Genomic DNA, 826 nt, shown 5'->3' with positions numbered 1-826 from the left:
CAGGCTGACCTCGGCGGCGCGGCGGCCGTCGATGGTCTTGAAGCTCTGGAGATCAACGCCGGTCGCGCGCCGATCGACCACGAACAGACCCACGCCGCCGCGGTCACGGTCGTCGCCGGAGGTCCGCGCCGAGACGATCAGATAGTCGGCCCATGGCGCGGCGATCACCATAGTCTTCGCGCCGGTCAAGACGTAGTCGCTCCCGTCACGCCGCGCCCTCGTCGTGACATCGGCAAAATCGAAACGCGATCCCTTCTCCGTCCAGGCCAGCGTCCAGATCTTCGAGCCGTCGATGATGCTCGGGATGAAGCTTTGCTGCTGCTCCTTCGTGCCCACGTGCTCGATCAGTCCGCCCGCCAGCACCACCGTCTCGACGAAAGGCTCGACCACGAGGTGACGGCCGAACTCATGCATGACGATCATGGTCGACAGCGGACCGCCGCCGAGACCGCCGGCGGTCTCGGAGAACGGTGCAGCCAGCAGGCCGAGCTCGGCGAAAGCCGCCCACTGCTTCCGGCTGAAGCCTTCTTCGCTTGCCACGATCTTGCGCCGCGCCTCGAAATCGTACTGGTCGCGCAGCAAACGCTGGATGCTCGATCGCAGCAATTCCTGCTCTTCCGTGAACTGAATATCCATCCGATCCTCCCGATCCGCCGTGGCTAGAGCCCGAGCACGGCTTTGGCGATGATGTTTCGCTGGATCTCGTTGGATCCGCCGTAGATGCTGAGCTTGCGCGCGTTCAGATATTTCTCCGACGCGGTGTGGCCGTAATCGGGACCGGGCATGAAGCGGTTCGCGCTGACCGGATGCTCGCGGATGGCAAGGC

Annotated in this window: 2 protein-coding genes; both read right to left on the bottom strand. The window is 64.4% G+C overall.

Annotated elements, in window-relative coordinates; genetic code table 11:
• Nucleotides 1-636 (bottom strand): acyl-CoA dehydrogenase family protein (locus AC1D00_RS43460; RefSeq protein ID WP_477014973.1); only part of this gene is annotated, 636 nt, incomplete at its 3' end.
• Between the two features lie 23 nt (nucleotides 637-659).
• The coding region (locus tag AC1D00_RS43455; RefSeq protein ID WP_477014974.1) for an acyl-CoA dehydrogenase family protein at nucleotides 660-826 on the bottom strand (167 nt) is incomplete at its 5' end.

It is taken from the genome of Bradyrhizobium sp. P2_E8 (assembly GCF_056403875.1).
Note: the sequence above shows the minus strand (reverse complement) of the source record. Positions and strands in the feature narration are given on the sequence as shown.